Raw genomic sequence first — 14,175 nt, 5'->3', positions numbered from 1 at the left:
TGGCCCTTATGCCCGCGGATGAGGAGCCGGTACGGCCCTGACGCACCCGTGACGCGTCGCTGACGCGTGCCGCGGGGGACAGAACGGGAAGGAAGTGGCCAGGGGTGTGCAAGGGGGAGTGGCACACCCCCGGCCTGCCGGGCACGGACCGGTGGTCAGCCGGTCCGCGGTCGTTCCGGCGGTGTGTGTGTGGGGGGGGGAGAGAGAGAAGCCTGGCGAAGCCGGTCCCGCGAGCAGAGTGGAAGGCCTACAGGTCGAACTCGTGCGGCGGAAGGTCGAGCGCGAAGCATGCCTCCCGTACGACGGCCTGCTCCGACGTGTCGAAGTTGCCGTCGGCGCCGCCGATGACGATGCCGATCTGGATGACGGCACGCGCCTCGGCGGGCTTCTTCTTCGCCTTGCTGATCTCCTGGAGCACGCTGACCTTGCCGAAGGCGAAGTCGGCGGTGAGCTTGTTCACATAGTCGTTGAAGCGGCGCTGCAGATCGTCCGCCGGGAAGTTCTGCAGAACTTGGTTGGAGGCGATCAGCGAGGCGACACGCTGGCGTTCGGACGGATCGATGGAGCCGTCGGCGGCGGCGACCAGGGCGCACATGGCCATGCTCGCGTCACGAAACGCGCCGCTCTTCAGGTCGTTCTTCTTCGCTTCCAGCTGCGACTGCATCGACGAAGCGGATTCCTTGATCCGATCCCACAGTGCCATGACGTCTCCATACGTTGCGTTGCGTTGTGTTGCCGGAATGAAATCCAACTCTACAGACGTGTAGAAGTCAGCGGGGTGGGCGCCCGCTGTGTCCCGGAAACAGCGGTAAGTAGGATGCTGCGACTCCGCGGCTGACGCGGTATCGCAGAAGGGCGGACCCCAGATGGACTCGGCCAGGCCCGGCCACCAGCCGGACAACGAGCCGCCCCATGCGGAAGTGCCCGACGCCGGGCGCCCCGACTCCATACGCCCCGACTCCATATGCCTCGACGTCGTGCGCCCCGACTCCATATGCCTCGACGTCGTGCGCCCCGACTCCATACGCCCCGACGTCGTAAGTCCCGCCCCGGTACGCCCCGACACCGCACGCTCCGACGGACGGCGGCTCCGCAGACGCGGGCAGGGCGAACTGGAGGCCCAGGTCCTCGCCGTACTGCACTCGGCGAACGGCCCCGCGACGGCCGGCTGGGTGCAGGAACACCTCGACGGCGACCTCGCGTACACCACCGTCATCACGATCCTCTCCCGTCTCTACGCGAAGAACGCCGTGACCCGGTCCCGCGAGGGACGCTCCTACACCTGGACGTCCGCCTCCGACGAGGCCGGTCTCGCGGCCCTGCGGATGCGCCGCGTACTGGACGGCGAACGGGACCGGGACGCCGTGCTCGCCCACTTCATTTCGGCGCTGTCCCCCCGCGACGAGGAACGGCTGCGCGCACTCCTGGCGCGTGCGGCGGCCCCGGACGACTCGGACGCCCCGGACGGCCCGGACGACCCGGACGACCCGGACGAATCGGATGATCCGAATGGCCCGGACGATCCGGCCGCCCTGGACAACTGCTGTGACACGGAAGGCCGATAGCGGTCCGATGGGTATCGATTCGAGTACCACCGGCCGGCACGGTACAAAGAGGCATGGCCGCGCACGAACAGGCACATGAGGACCGACCGCCGGACCGGGGCAGGGACGACGACGTCGACGAGGTGACACGCGCCGTACTGACGGCGTCCAGGCTGCTCGTTGCCGTGTCCGCGCGTTCACTGGCGGCGGTGGAGGACCGGGTGACGCTGCCCCAGTTCCGGCTCCTTGTCGTGCTGTCCACGAACAGGAACGCCAAGCTGGTGACGCTCGCCGAACGGCTGGGGGTGAACCCGTCGACCGCGATGCGCATGCTGGACCGGTTGATCGCCGCCGGTCTCGCGGAACGGGAGGTGAACCCCGCCAACCGGCGTGAGACGGTGCTGCGGGTGACCCCCGACGGGCGCAGGCTGGTCGAGGACGTCACGGCGGGCCGCCGCCGGGAGATCGCCGCCATCGTCGAACGCCTCTCCCCGGAGCAGCGCACCGCCCTGATTGACGCGCTGAGCGCGTTCACCGCGGCGGGCGGCGAACCGTCCGTGTCGGCGGACGGCTCGGACGTGTACCCGCTGGGCTGGATGTCCGACCGCCCCGCCCACCACGACGCCTGAGCGCAGCGGCTCAGGAGGCGAGCTCCTCCTGCGCGGCGGGCGCCGGACGGGCCGTGGGAACTTCGCCTCCGCCCGTACCGCCCTTGCCGCCCCGGCCACGCCACGCCTGGAGCCTGGCCACGGTCGGCTCGGTCCAGCGGGCGGTGAGCGGTCCGATGATGACGAGGATGAGGACGTACGCGGTGGCGATGGGCCCGATACGGGGCTCGGCCGCCACGGCAAGACCGGCGATGACGATGGAGAACTCACCGCGTGCGACGAGCGTGCCGCCTGCCCGCCACCGCCCGCGCGGGCCGATTCCTGCCCGCCGGGCCGCGTACCACCCGGTGGCGATCTTGGTGAGGACGGTGACGACGGCCAGCAGCGCCGCCGGAAGCAGCACCGGCGGAATCTCGGCCGGATCGGTGGAGAGCCCGAAGAACACGAAGAAGACGGCGGCGAACAGATCCCGCAGCGGCGTCAGCAGCTTGCGCGCCCCCTCGGCGACCTCTCCCGAGAGTGCGATCCCGACCAGGAACGCCCCGACGGCCGCGGAGACCTGCAACTCCTGTGCCACACCGGCCACCAGGACGGTCAGCCCGAGAACGACCAGGAGCAGCATCTCCGGATTGTCGGAGGACACGGCCCGGCTGATCAGCCGCCCGTGCCGCAGCGCCAGATAGAGCACGAGCCCGACGGTGCCGAGCGCGATGAGCAGTGCGATGCCGCCCCCGGCGAAGCCGGCTCCCGCGAGCATCGCGGTGAGCAGCGGCAGATAGACGGCCATCGACAGGTCCTCGATGACCAGAACGCCGAGGATGACGGGCGTCTCCCGGTTCCCCAGCCGCCCCAGATCGGTGAGCACCTTCGCGATCACTCCGGACGACGAGACCCAGGTGACCCCGGCCAGTGCGACGGCCCCCTCCGGCCCCCACCCGAGCAGGAGCGCCGCCACCGCGCCCGGGGTCGCGTTGAGTACGAAGTCCACGGCCCCGGACGGGTACTGCGTCTTGAGACTGGTCACCAGCTCCGATGCGCTGTACTCGAGCCCGAGCAGGAGCAGCAGCAGAATGACCCCGATCTCGGCGCCGACGGCGGTGAATTCCTCACTGGCTCCGAGGGGCAGCAGCCCGCCCTCCCCGAAGGCGAGACCCGCCAGCAGATACAGCGGGATCGGCGAGAGTCCTATCCGTCCGGCGAACCGCCCGATGATTCCGAGGCCCAGAATGAGGGAGCCGAGCTCCACCAGCAGCGCGGTCGTGTCGTGCACGGTCAGCCCTCCGCAATGATCTCGGAGAGCGCGTCGACGCCCTCTCGCGTACCCACGACGACGAGCGTGTCCCCGATGGCCAGCCGGAAGTCCGGCCCGGGCGACGGATGCGCACTGTGCGTCCGCAGCACGGCCACGATCGAGGCCCCCGTCCGCGTCCGTGCCTGTGTGTCCCCGAGCAGCCGCCCGCCGTACGGGGAGCGCGTCCCGAGCGGTATGTGCTCGGTGACAAGATCGATGCCCTCGGTCCGTACGGCGTCGATGGGCGCGGCGTCGATGAGGTGCGCGAGGCCGGTGGCCTCCTGCGGTGTCAGGGGCACCGAGAGGCGGCACGAATCAGGATCGTCCTGGTCGTAGAAGCCGATGAACCGCCGTCCGTCGTGGTGGACGACGACGGATATGTGCTGTCCCGACTGGGTCGTGTAGTCGTACTGCACGCCGACTCCGGGCAGCGTGGTGCGGTGGGTTCCCATGGCTTCCTCCCGAATCGTGCGGCGACGCGTTGACGCACTTGGTGATCTTTTTAACTGTGTATTACCTTATCCGGAGGCTTCCGCCGCCTCTGGTGTACGGGCACGGGGCGCGGCCCGCGACTAAAATCAGCCGGGCCGGAGGGCGGCCGGGGCTGCTTTCCGGGCGACCGCAGCAACCGGCGGAAGGGCCGAGAATGTCGCGCAGCCGAGAGCTCAAGTTCCGGGCGGTCACCTCGTTCCAGCGGCATGTGGTCAACCCGCTCGCCAGGCAGTCGCGGTCGCAGACCCTGCTGGAGACGACGGGCCGCACCTCCGGCCTTCCGCGCCGCACCCCGGTGGGCGGTCGGCGCGTGGGCCGGGAGTTCTGGCTGGTCTCGGAGTACGGCGAGAAGTCCCAGTACGTGCGTAACATCCAGGCCGACCCCCGCGTCCGGGTCCGGATCAAGGGCCGGTGGCACACCGGCACCGCCCACCCCCTCCCGGAGGACGACGCCCGCGCACGGCTCAGGAGCCTGCCGCGCTGCAACAGCGCCGTGGTGCGGGCGCTGGGGACGAACCTGCTGACGGTACGGGTGGATCTGGCGGACTGACGCCGGGCTCCACAGGTCCGGACGTGCGCGTGCCCGGCCGGTGCGGTGCGGCCGGGCACGGGTGGGTCGCGGGCCGGATCAGTCGGAGATCTCGATCTTCCCGTGGGTAGCTGCGGCGGCAGTCGCGTCCGGTGTCCGGCCGGGCACATCGGCCGAAGTGGCGGCGGCCGGACCGCCCTTGAGGTTCGTCAGCAGGGCTGCCAGGTCGACTCCCGTGGTGGAGCTGAGGAGTTCCATGCCCTGGGCGACGTTGTCCGTGACCGTACGCGACAGTTGGCTTGCGCCGTCCGTCGAGATCACGGTCATCTTGTCGATGGCGCTCAGCGGCTCGGACGCCTTGGCGACGACGTGCGGCAGCACCTCGACCAGCATCTGGAGCACGGCCGCGTCGCCGTACTGCGCGAAGGCGTCCGCCTTCTTCTGCATGGCCTCGGCCTCGGCCGCACCCTTGGCCGCGATGGCCGCGGCTTCCGCCTCGCCCTCGATGCGTACGGCGTCGGCGAGGGCCGAGCGGTGCAGCTTCTCGCCCTGACCGGTCAGCCGGGAGCGCTCGGCGTCCGCCTCGGCCTCCTTGACCTGGGCGATACGACGGGCCTCGGCCTCCTGCTCGGCCCGGTAGCGGGCGGCGTCGGCGGGCTTGCGGACCTTGGTGTCGAGTTCGCGGTCGGTCAGGGCGGCCTGGCGCTGGGCGACCTTCTCCTGCTCCGCGAGGACTTCCTGCTGGCGGGCCGCCTCGGCGAGCGGGCCGGCGGCGTTGGCCTTGGCCGCGGCGGCTTCCGTCTCGGCCTTGATCTCGGCCTGCTTGAGGTAGAAGGTCCGCTCGGCGATCGCAATTTCCTCGGCGGCCTTGAGCCGGGCCTGCTCGGAGGCGCGCTTGGCGATCGCCTCGGCGATGTCCGCTTCCTGCTTGGCGCGGGCGGCCTCGGGGCGGCCGAGGTCCTCGAGGTAGGAGCCCTCGGTGGTGATGTCCTGGATCTGGAAGGCGTCCAGGATCAGGCCCTGCCCGGAGAGACTGGCCTCGGCCTCCTCCGCGACCTGACCGGCGAACGCGGCACGGTCGCGGATGATGTCCTCGACCGACATCCGGCCGACGATGGCGCGCAGCGCGCCGGAGAGCACCTCCTGGGTGAAGCCGACGATGCCGTCCTGCTGCTGGAGGAATCGCTGGGCGGCGGCCCGGATCGCTTCCTCGCTGCCGCCGACCTTGACGATGGCGACGCCTTCGAGGTTGGACTTCACCCCGCGCAGGGTGACGGCTCCGCGCACGGCCACCGGGATGTGCCGGCTGGACAGGTCCAGGGTGAACTTCTGCTGGACGAACGGGACGACGAAGACGCCGCCGCCGACGACGACCTTCTGGCCGCTGTTGTCGATGCTGGTGCGGCCGGTCACCGGGTCGGTCGACTTCTTGCCGCGGCGTCCGGTGATGATGAACGCTTCGCTGGGCCCGGCGACCTTGTAGCGGGTGATGACGACGAGGGCGAGCAGTACCAGGAGTACGACGACTCCGATGACTGCGGTCACGACTGGGCTCATAAGAATGTCCCCCCTGCCTCCCCGCGGGGGCGGCAGCTTGTTTTCGGGCGGTGTACGGCTCGAGCCGGTGTACGGCTCCGGCGGTGGTCAGCGCTCGACGGGGCGCACCGCGACCGAGGTGGTCGACAGTGCGGCCTCCACCCAGATCTCGGCGCCGCGTTCGACCGGCACCGGGCTCTTCGCCGCCAATTTCACGGTCTGGCCCGCGAGTTGCAGCAGGACCTCGCCGTAGCCGTCGGCCGGGATGGCCGTGACGACCGACCCGGACGTGCCGATGAGATCGTCGCCGCGCGGTGTGGTGCTGGTCTGGTCCCGCATCAGGGCCCGGCTGAACTTCCAGGTGAGCCAGGCTGCGACGACCCCGGCCAGCGCTCCGGCGGCGGTCGCGGCGACCGTACCGACGCCGGTGGTGCCGAGCACGATCGCGCCGCCGAAGCCGAGCATCGAGAGGAATCCGGCGATGACGGGGAGGGACAGGAGGCCGTCGAAGAGGCTGTCCAGTACGCCTCCGAAGAGACCTTCGAGGATGCCGTCGAAGATCAGGGACAGGATGAGCAGGACGATTCCCGCAATGCCGAGACCGAGAAACAAGGTCACGTGATCACTTCCCCCGATCTCCGAAATCCCCCGAATGTTTTCGTCGAACTGGCTGGATGTTCCCACATATACCCGGCAACGGATACTGCCGGGTTCCGGCAGTCTTTTACTCGTTCTTGATGCCGGACAGTTGTTCGGCCAAGTGTGTCCAGCGACTGGAACATGGCTCCGAGCAGCGCGACATGTCCCGCTTCCGCGCCAGGAGGCAGGTATGACAGAACCGCCGTGCGCCGTGCGCCGTCCGCGGCCGTGCTCCTGCTGCACGGTGGCGGCGGAGAGACGGGCCTGGGCCCGCCCCCGCCCGGCCCGTGCCACCGGCCTGCTGGGCCCGGCCCCGCACCCGAGGCGGTCGCGACGGCGTTCCGGCTCCCGCCGGACGCACCGGCGACGCACGGAACCCTTGGCCTCGACCGGCTGGACCTCGCCCTCCCGGACTACGCCTGGTCCGGGAGGCGTTCCTGATGCCGTTCCGGTCCGTCCATCGGGAATCGGTAGACCGTCGACTCCCTGGCCCGGAAGCCCAGACGCTCGTAGAGCCGGTTCGCGGCGGCGCGGTCCGGCCGGGAGGTGAGGTCGACGGTGCGCGCGCCCGCCTCCCGGGCCAGCGCCAGTGCCTCCTGTGTGAGCAGGGCCGCGATTCCCTGCCCGCGTGCCTCGGTGTCGACGACGACGTCTTCGATACGGGCTCGCAGCCCGGTCGGCACCGGAAGCAGGAGCAGTGTCAGTGTTCCCACGACGGTGCCTGCGGCACGGGCGACGAGCACCGTGTTCGTCTCGCACCGCACCAGCCGGTTGACCGCCTTGTGATCCAGCGGCCGGGCGGTCGAGGACAGCTGGGGCAGCAGCCGACCGAAGGCGGCCACGATCTCCGGAGTCGCTTCGTGGACGATCTCTACATCGACGCTCATGCAGCGGAGCCTATAGCGGGCGGTGCGGGAGGCGCCGTGGTGCAGGAGCGGAGGAACGGGCGCACCCTGGTAGAGAGGTGATCGTCATGATGAGGACGACTGTCGGGTGGCATGTGGACCTGGAATTCGAGGAGGACTCCCACCGCACCCGTGCGGCAGCCCTGGTGCGGCTTCCGGACGGAAACGAGGTGCGGGCCCATGGATATGCAAGCCGTCACCCCTCCGACAAGGATCAGCCGAGGGTCGGCGAGGAGATCGCGGGAGCCAGAGCACTCAATGAGCTGGCGATGAAGATGCTGACGAAGGCGCACGACGAGATCGACGAGGCGTCAGGCCGGACCTCGCACCCGCTCACCTGAGCCCCCCGCTTGAGAGCTGCCGGCCCCCCAGGGGGCGTGGTGGCCCAGGAACATGTCGACGCCGCTCGTGATCAGACGGCCCGTGGTGGCGTCGTCGATGGCTGGTTCATGCGAGCTGAAGACGATGTGAGGTGGGACCGGGAGCGACAGCTGAATGATCGCCGTTCCGAGGACGGGGATGTCCAGTCGGCCACGTCCGGCGAGGGTGCGCAGGGCGTGAGGTTGGCCAGGGGTGTGCCGTTCGTAGCCGGGGTGGGTGGCAGTGCGGCCCGACGGAGGTGACCGACGGGCCGCACGTGCACTGAGGTGGGAATCCGGGCCCGTCCGGTGGATGAGGATTCGACGGGCCCGGCTGCGGATGCGCGGCAGGGGCGGGCGGTCGACGATTGAAGGCCGGACAGCGCGGGGTCCGCCCCGCCCCAGGAGGTTGACGTGCAGGCCGATGCGTACGCCCACAGCGGGATGCCGTTCGACTACGCGACTCTGGCGGCCCTGGTCGACGGCACGATGGCCGGGGTGGGCGTGCTCGACACGGGGCTGCGCTATCTGTACGTCAACCCGGCCCTCGAACGGCTCAATGGCGTTCCGGTCGCCGAACACCTCGGACGCACCGTCTCCGAGGTTCTCCCGGGCGTCGACGTGGGCGAGGACATGATGCGGGCCGTGCTCGCCGACGGGAAGCCCCGCGAGATCACGTCCAGCGGATTCACCGCCGCGGAAGGTGCGGTCCGGCGGTACTGGCACGGGGCGTACCACCGGCTGGAGGTGGGCGGGCGGGTCGTGGGCCTGGCCGGGATCGTGCTGGAGGTCATGGCCTCGGACGAGGGACGGCGCGAGCTGGACCAGGCCCGGCGGCACATGACCATGCTCGACACCGCGGCCGCCCGGATCGGCACCACACTCGACATGGACACCACCTGTGCGGAACTCGTCGACCTCGTCGTGCCCGGGCTGGCGGACCTCGCCACGGTCGAGGTGTTCCCGTCCGAGGTCGCCGCTCCGGTACGCCCCGCACCCCCCGGGGTGCTGCGGTTGCGCAGGGCGGCAGTGACGGCGGTGCCCAGGATGCGCGACGAGCTGTTGGGGTTCGGGCTGACCGGTGAGTACGTCGACTACCAGGAGGGCTCGGCCGTACAGCGCTGTCTGGCGACCAACCAGCCCGTCGTGGAGAACCTCACCCCCGACGAACAGCTCAGCCGCTCCGCCCCCGAACGGGTCGCCGCCTACCGCGCCCTCGGGATGCATTCGGCGATCATCGTGCCCGTCGCCGTCCGCGGCCGTCCGCTCGGCATCCTCGGCCTGATGCGGGCGGCGGACTCACCGATCTTCACGGACGAGGACGTCGTGGTCGCCCGGGAACTCGCCGGCCGGGCCGCCGTCGATCTCGACCATGCCCGCCGGTTCGGCCATGAGCACACCATCGCCCTGGAACTGCAGCGCTCCTTGCTGTCCGAGCCCCGCCCGCCGCACCCGCACATCGAGATCGCCAGCCGCTATCTGCCCGCCGACCGGAGCGTGCTGGTCGGCGGCGACTGGTTCGACGTCATCCCGCTGCGGGACGGACGACATCTGAAGGCGATGGGCGATGTGATGGGCCACGGCGTGGAGGCGGCGGTCGCCATGAGCCACTACCGCTCGGTGCTGCGGATGCTCGCCGACGACGACCTGCCGCCGCACCGCATCCTGGAACAGCTGGACCGGATGGTCGAACGGTCCGGACTGGACCGGGCGGCGACCTGTCTGCTGGCCGTCGTCGACCGGTTCGGCGGGGCGTGCGAAGTGGCGAGCGCCGGGCATCTGCCGCCGGTGCTCATCGACCCGGGCGCCGCGGGAACCAGGGTGTGCGACGCGGTAACGGCGGGTCCGCCGCTCGGCACCGGCGTGGGCGGGTACCGGTCGACGGTGGTGGAGTACGGGCCGGGCACGGTGCTGTTCATGTACACCGACGGACTGGTGGAGCGGCGCGGTGAGGACATCGACATCTCGGTCGGCCGCCTCAGCGAACTGACCATGCCCGTGGGCGGCACCCTCGACGACCTGCTCGACGAGGTCCTCGAACGGTTCGGACCGGGCGCTGAGGACGACATAGCGGTACTGGCCTCGCGCACCCGGCCCCGCACCACCCCCTGATCCGGGCCGCCGCCGGAAGGGACGACACGTCAGCCCAGCTCCAGGCTGGTGATGCCGAACAGGCCGGTGTGGTCGACGTCCGGTGTCGGGCCCGTGTACATGCGGGCGGTCTCGAACGACGGGGTGAGGCCCAGCTGCTGCGCGAGGTGCACGGCCGCCGGGTTGACGTCGGGTACGTCGATCGCCACCGGGGTACCGGGGTCGGTGGCCGCGAGTGCGCCGACCAGAGCACCGGCCACCTCGGGCGACTCCGCATACACGGGGCCGATGCGGGACGACGTACGGCAGGGACGCAGCACGGCGAGGCCCCGCAGCTCTCCGTCGCGGACCGCGGCGAGCGAGGTGCGTGCGGGCCCGGCGATCCACGACGCGAGGAAGCTGTCCCGGCAGGCGGGGAAGAAGCGCCGGTCGTAGTCGGCCAGTCGGCCGAAGGGAAGGGTGCGGGCGTTGACGAGGGCGGTGCCGGACGGGGCGGCCAGGTCGGCGGGCAACAGGCCCTCGTAACGCATGTTCGTCCAGGCCGAACGGAATCCGGATCTACGGTAGTTGGGCTGCTGCGCCACCACCCCGTCGAGGCCGACATTGCGCCCGTCCAGCCGGGCCATGCCGGCGCGCCAGAGCTGGATGCCGAACCCCTGGCCGCGCAGCTCGGGGCGGGGGAGGTAGAAGCCGAGGAACCCGAAGCCGCAGCCGTAGCGGACCACGGAGACGCAGGAGACCGGCTCATTGTCGAGTCGGCCGACCAGGAAGCCGCGCGGGTCGGCGGCGAAGAAGGCGTGGTGGTCGGTCAGGCCGGGATTCCAGCCCTCCGCATGGGCCCATTCGGTCAGCATCGTGAGGTCGTCGGCGCTTGCGGTGGTGATCTCGAAGTTCGGCACGGGGCACCTGTACCCCGTGGGCGATCGGCTCAACGGTGGTATTTCCGTCACCACCCGGTCGACAGGAGGCCGTCGGCGCGCAGGGTGACGACGGCGGACCGGCGCGGCCTCGCACTCGGCGCCGGCAAAAGGGGTGTGGCCCGCATGTGGGTGTAGCCCTTCACGACGGGGGATGCGTGAAGGGCTACACGTACATTATGACTGCTGGTCAGGCCGTCATCAACTGACCGACCGGTCAGCTGGTTTGGGCACACGGGACGCTGGTTTGGGCACACAGGGCGCTGGGGTACGGGGCGGCTGCGCGGGTACGGCGTCGGATCCGCCCGGCGGTCCGCCCCCGAGCCGTACGGCATCACTCGGACGGCGCGGGGCGCTTCGGCGGGGCGCCGGCGGTTGCGCGGCTTCGGGGCAGATAATTTCCCCGCTCGGACCAGGGAAATCTGCCGCGGCTATGATAGACACGATGGCTCGCACAATGAGATTTTCTCTTTCGGTCAACGAAGTCAGCGATACGCGGCAGGTGCAAATGCCCACAGGAACCCCTCCGCACGCCACCGACCGGCTCGATGACGACGACTACCCCGCCTACACCATGGGCCGCGCCGCGGAGATGATCGGCGCGACGCCCGCTTTCCTCCGGGCGATCGGCGAGGCCCGTCTGATCACCCCTCTGCGGTCCGAGGGCGGCCACCGCCGCTACTCCCGCTATCAGCTGCGCATCGCGGCCAGGGCACGTGAACTCGTCGACGGCGGCACGCCGATCGAGGCGGCCTGCCGCATCGTGATCCTGGAGGACCAGCTCGAAGAGGCCCTGCGGCTCAATGAGGAGCTGCGCCGGTCCAGGACGGAGACCGGCGGTCCCGCGGGCGCCTGAGGCGGATGGCCCGGGTGAATATCTATTGCCGTCGGCACAGAATTCCGTTCAATGTGCGACAAGGGTTTATGGTGCATCCGGTGGAGTGTAATTACGTGCCGCGCCCGGACGCTTCCGCCGTGCTACTGTGAATGCAGTTGCAGTTGTGGTTCCCAAAGACTCCAAGTGCTCTCATAGGCCCCATGTGCCGATGAGTGCGCTTTTGTATTTTCCGGTGCTTCGTTCCGGATGGGGTAATCATCGCGGCGACGCGGGATCCGTACAGTGCGAATCCCCGGGCAATGCCCCCAGAAGGAGATAAAAATGGCTACTGGCACCGTGAAGTGGTTCAACGCGGAAAAGGGCTTCGGCTTCATCGAGCAGGACGGCGGCGGCGCTGACGTCTTCGCCCACTACTCGAACATCGCCTCCAGCGGTTTCCGTGAGCTGCAGGAAGGCCAGAAGGTGAACTTCGACGTCACGCAGGGCCAGAAGGGCCCGCAGGCGGAGAACATCACCCCCGCCTGATCCTGCTGCTCCGGCGCTGACGCGCTGAGACGCACTCGCGCAGCTGGGGCCCGCACCTTCGGGTGCGGGCCCCAGCTCGTTGTTTTTCCCGTCCGGTACAGCTCATTCTTCGCAGCCGGGCTCCGTACACGAATGTCAACGGCCCGTTCCTGCGATTCCTGCGCCGCTCGTCGATGCAGTGAATTCCTCGATACGCGCCACTTCGAGGAAGGGTTCTCTATGAACCGCGATCGCACACCCCGCTCGAACGACCGGTACTCCCGCACCCGCTCCGGCGGATTCCGCGCACATTCCCCGAGCCGCCAGGGCGGACAGGGCGCGGGCCGTTACGGCGCGCCCGCCCAGCGTTCGGGTGGTTCCGGCCGCAGGCCCGCCGCCAAGCAGGGCGAATTCGCGCCGCCGAAGACCATCACCCCGGCGCTGCCCGCCGCGGAGGCCTTCGCGGACCTGGACATGCCCGCACCCCTGCTGGCGGCGCTCGCCGCCGAGGGAGTCACCACGCCGTTCCCGATCCAGGCGGCCACTCTGCCGAACTCCCTCGCGGGGCGCGATGTGCTGGGCCGTGGCCGGACCGGCTCCGGCAAGACGCTCGCCTTCGGTCTGGCCCTGCTGGCCCGTACCGCGGGCAACCGGGCCGACGCCCGCCGTCCGCTGGCCCTGGTTCTCGTCCCCACCCGGGAGCTGGCCCAGCAGGTCACCGATGCGCTCACCCCGTACGCCCGCGCGCTCAAGCTGCGCATGGCCACCGTCGTCGGTGGGATGTCGATCGGCCGGCAGGCCTCCGCGCTGCGCGGCGGGGCCGAGGTCGTCGTCGCCACGCCCGGCCGGCTCAAGGACCTCATCGAGCGCGGCGACTGCAACCTGGAGCGGGTCGCCATCACCGTCCTCGACGAGGCCGACCAGATGGCCGACATGGGTTTCATGCCGCAGGTCACCGAACTGCTCGACCAGGTGTGGCCGGAGGGCCAGCGGATGCTGTTCTCGGCGACCCTGGACCGTAACGTCGACCTGCTGGTCCGTCGGTACCTGCACGACCCGGTGGTCCACTCCGTCGACCCGGCGGCCGGTGCGGTGACGACGATGGAGCACCATGTGCTCTACGTGCAGGGCGCCGACAAGTACGCCACCACGACCGAGATCGCGGCCCGCGACGGCCGGGTGATCATGTTCCTGGACACCAAGCACGCCGTGGACAAGCTCACCGACCACCTGCTCAACAGCGGGGTGCGGGCTGCCGCGCTGCACGGCGGCAAGTCCCAGCCGCAGCGCACCCGCACCCTGACCCGGTTCAAGACCGGGCACGTCACGGTGCTGGTCGCCACGAACGTCGCGGCGCGCGGCATCCACATCGACAACCTCGACCTTGTCGTCAACGTCGACCCGCCGAGCGACCACAAGGACTATCTGCACCGCGGCGGCCGCACCGCCCGCGCCGGTGAGTCCGGCAGCGTCGTCACACTGGTGCTGCCGGGCCAGCGCCGTGAGATGACCCGTCTGATGGCCGACGCCGGGATCACTCCGAAGATCGCCCAGGTTCGCTCCGGCGAGGCCGAGCTGAGCCGGATCACCGGCGCGCAGGCGCCCTCGGGGGTACCCGTCACCATCACCGCACCGGTGACCGAGCGCGCCAGGAGCGGCGGCCCGTCGGCGCGGGGCCGGCGCGGCCGTCCCGTCCGGTCCGGACAGTCGCGCCGGTCCGACCTGCCCACATCGGAGGCGCGTGCCGCCGCCAAGCAGCGCCGTACCAACCGGGCGGCTTGACCCCGGGGCCGCAGCTCTCACGCGATCATGAACTCGCCTACGGGCAGGGCGCGTTCGACGTCCCAGTCGGCGGGGAGGCGAAGGAACGCCTAGCGGGCGCACGCCCCGATCGCACCGCCGAGTGCGACCACGGCGACGAC

Annotated in this window: 16 protein-coding genes; 9 read left to right on the top strand and 7 right to left on the bottom strand. The window is 70.2% G+C overall.

From position 1 onward, the window contains the following. Window positions 1-247 precede the first annotated feature (247 nt). Window positions 248-703, bottom strand: a complete 456-nt coding sequence (locus ACZ3IC_RS16115; protein ID WP_467416629.1) for a tellurite resistance TerB family protein — start codon at window positions 701-703, stop codon at window positions 248-250. Window positions 704-1,112: 409 nt separating this feature from the next. On the opposite strand from ACZ3IC_RS16115, the gene ACZ3IC_RS16110 reads away from it, so the two are divergent. Both ACZ3IC_RS16110 and ACZ3IC_RS16105 read left to right on the top strand, forming a co-directional pair. After that, the gene (locus ACZ3IC_RS16110; protein ID WP_467416718.1) at window positions 1,113-1,565 is read left to right on the top strand and encodes a BlaI/MecI/CopY family transcriptional regulator; all 453 of its coding nucleotides are present in this window, start codon (window positions 1,113-1,115) and stop codon (window positions 1,563-1,565) included. A 53-nt stretch (window positions 1,566-1,618) separates the two neighbouring features. Beyond that, window positions 1,619-2,173: a MarR family winged helix-turn-helix transcriptional regulator gene (locus ACZ3IC_RS16105; protein WP_467416627.1), complete on the top strand. Its 555-nt coding sequence runs from the start codon at window positions 1,619-1,621 to the stop codon at window positions 2,171-2,173. 10 nt (window positions 2,174-2,183) lie between these two features. On the opposite strand, the gene ACZ3IC_RS16100 is transcribed toward ACZ3IC_RS16105, so the two are convergent. Both ACZ3IC_RS16100 and ACZ3IC_RS16095 read right to left on the bottom strand, forming a co-directional pair. Next, entirely contained in the window at window positions 2,184-3,422 is a 1,239-nt protein-coding gene (locus ACZ3IC_RS16100; RefSeq protein WP_467416625.1) for a cation:proton antiporter, read from the bottom strand. A 2-nt stretch (window positions 3,423-3,424) separates the two neighbouring features. Further along, window positions 3,425-3,895, bottom strand: a complete 471-nt coding sequence (locus ACZ3IC_RS16095; RefSeq protein ID WP_467416623.1) for a cation:proton antiporter regulatory subunit — start codon at window positions 3,893-3,895, stop codon at window positions 3,425-3,427. A gap of 194 nt (window positions 3,896-4,089) precedes the next feature. Between ACZ3IC_RS16095 and ACZ3IC_RS16090 the strand changes: the two genes are divergently transcribed. Continuing rightward, the gene (locus tag ACZ3IC_RS16090; RefSeq protein WP_467416621.1) at window positions 4,090-4,485 is read left to right on the top strand and encodes a nitroreductase/quinone reductase family protein; all 396 of its coding nucleotides are present in this window, start codon (window positions 4,090-4,092) and stop codon (window positions 4,483-4,485) included. Window positions 4,486-4,563: 78 nt separating this feature from the next. Here ACZ3IC_RS16090 and ACZ3IC_RS16085 read toward each other — a convergent pair whose 3' ends face one another. Together ACZ3IC_RS16085 and ACZ3IC_RS16080 are read right to left on the bottom strand one after the other, a co-directional pair. Then, window positions 4,564-6,021 carry a flotillin family protein gene (locus ACZ3IC_RS16085; protein WP_467416620.1) on the bottom strand — a complete coding sequence of 486 codons (1,458 nt, stop codon included), beginning with the start codon at window positions 6,019-6,021 and terminating at the stop codon, window positions 4,564-4,566. An 87-nt stretch (window positions 6,022-6,108) separates the two neighbouring features. Then, window positions 6,109-6,618 carry a hypothetical protein gene (locus ACZ3IC_RS16080; protein ID WP_467416617.1) on the bottom strand — a complete coding sequence of 170 codons (510 nt, stop codon included), beginning with the start codon at window positions 6,616-6,618 and terminating at the stop codon, window positions 6,109-6,111. A 225-nt stretch (window positions 6,619-6,843) separates the two neighbouring features. On the opposite strand from ACZ3IC_RS16080, the gene ACZ3IC_RS16075 reads away from it, so the two are divergent. Next, the gene (locus ACZ3IC_RS16075) at window positions 6,844-7,080 is read left to right on the top strand and encodes a hypothetical protein (RefSeq protein WP_467416615.1); all 237 of its coding nucleotides are present in this window, start codon (window positions 6,844-6,846) and stop codon (window positions 7,078-7,080) included. Here ACZ3IC_RS16075 and ACZ3IC_RS16070 read toward each other — a convergent pair. Further along, window positions 7,053-7,526: a GNAT family N-acetyltransferase gene (locus ACZ3IC_RS16070; RefSeq protein ID WP_467416614.1), complete on the bottom strand. Its 474-nt coding sequence runs from the start codon at window positions 7,524-7,526 to the stop codon at window positions 7,053-7,055. The genes ACZ3IC_RS16075 and ACZ3IC_RS16070 overlap by 28 nt on opposite strands. An 86-nt stretch (window positions 7,527-7,612) precedes the next feature. Between ACZ3IC_RS16070 and ACZ3IC_RS16065 the strand changes: the two genes are divergently transcribed. Then, window positions 7,613-7,885: a DUF1876 domain-containing protein gene (locus tag ACZ3IC_RS16065; RefSeq protein WP_467416612.1), complete on the top strand. Its 273-nt coding sequence runs from the start codon at window positions 7,613-7,615 to the stop codon at window positions 7,883-7,885. A gap of 432 nt (window positions 7,886-8,317) precedes the next feature. Further along, on the top strand, window positions 8,318-10,015 hold the full coding sequence (locus ACZ3IC_RS16060) for a SpoIIE family protein phosphatase (RefSeq protein ID WP_467416610.1): 1,698 nt from the start codon (window positions 8,318-8,320) through the stop codon (window positions 10,013-10,015). Window positions 10,016-10,044: 29 nt separating this feature from the next. Here ACZ3IC_RS16060 and ACZ3IC_RS16055 read toward each other — a convergent pair whose 3' ends face one another. Continuing rightward, on the bottom strand, window positions 10,045-10,893 hold the full coding sequence (locus ACZ3IC_RS16055; RefSeq protein ID WP_467416607.1) for a GNAT family N-acetyltransferase: 849 nt from the start codon (window positions 10,891-10,893) through the stop codon (window positions 10,045-10,047). A 526-nt stretch (window positions 10,894-11,419) separates the two neighbouring features. Here ACZ3IC_RS16055 and ACZ3IC_RS16050 point away from each other — a divergent pair. The 3 genes from ACZ3IC_RS16050 to ACZ3IC_RS16040 all read left to right on the top strand — a co-directional run bounded on the left by ACZ3IC_RS16050 (window position 11,420) and on the right by ACZ3IC_RS16040 (window position 14,035). Further along, the gene (locus ACZ3IC_RS16050) at window positions 11,420-11,767 is read left to right on the top strand and encodes a MerR family transcriptional regulator (protein WP_467416606.1); all 348 of its coding nucleotides are present in this window, start codon (window positions 11,420-11,422) and stop codon (window positions 11,765-11,767) included. Between the two features lie 303 nt (window positions 11,768-12,070). Beyond that, window positions 12,071-12,274: a cold-shock protein gene (locus ACZ3IC_RS16045; RefSeq protein ID WP_073727988.1), complete on the top strand. Its 204-nt coding sequence runs from the start codon at window positions 12,071-12,073 to the stop codon at window positions 12,272-12,274. A 219-nt stretch (window positions 12,275-12,493) separates the two neighbouring features. After that, entirely contained in the window at window positions 12,494-14,035 is a 1,542-nt protein-coding gene (locus ACZ3IC_RS16040; RefSeq protein WP_467416604.1) for a DEAD/DEAH box helicase, read from the top strand. Window positions 14,036-14,175: the final 140 nt, after the last annotated feature.

The sequence above is a fragment of the Streptomyces sp. NPDC002958 genome, from assembly GCF_055563255.1.
Note: the sequence above shows the minus strand (reverse complement) of the source record. Positions and strands in the feature narration are given on the sequence as shown.

Excerpts from the sequence above, each read along its gene's own strand:
- ACZ3IC_RS16105 (WP_467416627.1), top strand. The coding sequence starts at position 1,619 with ATGGCCGCGCACGAACAGGCACATGAGGACCGACCGCCGGACCGGGGC.
- ACZ3IC_RS16115 (WP_467416629.1), bottom strand. The coding sequence starts at position 703 with ATGGCACTGTGGGATCGGATCAAGGAATCCGCTTCGTCGATGCAGTCG.
- ACZ3IC_RS16095 (WP_467416623.1), bottom strand. The coding sequence starts at position 3,895 with ATGGGAACCCACCGCACCACGCTGCCCGGAGTCGGCGTGCAGTACGAC.
- ACZ3IC_RS16065 (WP_467416612.1), top strand. The coding sequence starts at position 7,613 with ATGATGAGGACGACTGTCGGGTGGCATGTGGACCTGGAATTCGAGGAG.
- ACZ3IC_RS16090 (WP_467416621.1), top strand. The coding sequence starts at position 4,090 with ATGTCGCGCAGCCGAGAGCTCAAGTTCCGGGCGGTCACCTCGTTCCAG.
- ACZ3IC_RS16040 (WP_467416604.1), top strand. The coding sequence starts at position 12,494 with ATGAACCGCGATCGCACACCCCGCTCGAACGACCGGTACTCCCGCACC.
- ACZ3IC_RS16050 (WP_467416606.1), top strand. The coding sequence starts at position 11,420 with ATGCCCACAGGAACCCCTCCGCACGCCACCGACCGGCTCGATGACGAC.
- ACZ3IC_RS16045 (WP_073727988.1), top strand. The coding sequence starts at position 12,071 with ATGGCTACTGGCACCGTGAAGTGGTTCAACGCGGAAAAGGGCTTCGGC.
- ACZ3IC_RS16070 (WP_467416614.1), bottom strand. The coding sequence starts at position 7,526 with ATGAGCGTCGATGTAGAGATCGTCCACGAAGCGACTCCGGAGATCGTG.
- ACZ3IC_RS16085 (WP_467416620.1), bottom strand. The coding sequence starts at position 6,021 with ATGAGCCCAGTCGTGACCGCAGTCATCGGAGTCGTCGTACTCCTGGTA.